This is a genomic window from Okeania sp. SIO2B9 (assembly GCF_010672505.1).
Classification (GTDB): Bacteria; Cyanobacteriota; Cyanobacteriia; order Cyanobacteriales; family Microcoleaceae; genus Okeania; species Okeania hirsuta.
In genome coordinates this window covers 1-1,030 of sequence record NZ_JAAHGK010001813.1, presented here as the reverse complement: position 1 = coordinate 1,030, position 1,030 = coordinate 1, and the positions used below count along the sequence as shown (strand labels likewise).

1 protein-coding gene is annotated in these 1,030 nt (G+C 39.5%); it reads left to right on the top strand.

Annotation, left to right across the window (positions count from 1 at the left end):
• Positions 1 to 255: 255 nt before the first annotated feature.
• On the top strand, positions 256 to 882 hold the full coding sequence (locus tag F6K13_RS34655; protein WP_287290180.1) for a precorrin-8X methylmutase: 627 nt from the start codon (positions 256 to 258) through the stop codon (positions 880 to 882).
• Positions 883 to 1,030: the final 148 nt, after the last annotated feature.

Sequence of the window (1,030 nt, the reverse complement as noted above, 5' to 3'; positions counted from 1 at the left end):
AAAATCTGATAATCTGATAATTTGATATCTATAGCGCTAGGGAACAGGGAATAGGGAACAGGGAATAGGGAATCACAAACTGTAAAAGGATTTTAGGATTGAAAAATGTCCTAACCAATTCTAGTAGTGCTATAGATTTACTCCCGTGGAGATTTCTTTAAAATTTTGCCCCTCCAGGGTATTATTAATTGCTAATATTTTCATTTTTTTGCATCTTTATATTAATTAACTATTGCAGGCAGGGAATAATTTGATATGGAATGGCACCTGACAGACGCCGAAAGCTTAGGAATTATTGACAGAGAAATTGGCCCTCACGCCTTCTCTCCTGCGGAGTACGAAATTGTGAGGCGAGTAATATACTCTACGGCAGATTTTGAATATAAGTCTCTAATTAGTTTCTCTGACCATGCTTTACAGTCTGGAGCTGCTGCTTTAGCTGCTCGTACAACTATTGTCGTAGATGTGCCAATGGTTCAGGTGGGTATTACACCAGTAATTCAAAGTACCTTTGTTAATCCTGTTTATTGTTCAATGGATGCTATAACTAGACCCCAGAAGGAAAAAACTACGGCAGCTTGGGGAATTGAAACTTTAGCTCGACGTTATCCAGAGGGCATTTTCGTTATAGGTGAAGCTCAAACTGCCCTATGTGCAATTGTTGACTTAATTGAAGCTGAGGAAATTAGACCTGCTTTGGTTATTGGTACTCCTTCTGGTTTTGTCGGGGTTGATGTAGCTAAGTCACGTTTATACGATTCGATGATTCCTCATATTAGAATTGATGGTCGTAAGGGTAGTGCTGTGGTAGCAGTGGCTATTATTAATGGTTTAGTGGACTTAGCTTGGCAAGCTTATGGTCAACAAGGTCAAGGTAATTAACTAGGGCCGCTACGCGGAAGTCAAAAGTCAAAAGTCAAAGGTCAAAAGTATTGATTTGTAATTGCTTGAGTATTTTGTAACTGGTCAGTTATTTCCGCCATCCTGCACTAGCTATCAGCTTTTCCTTAGATGATGCTCTGCAAACAGC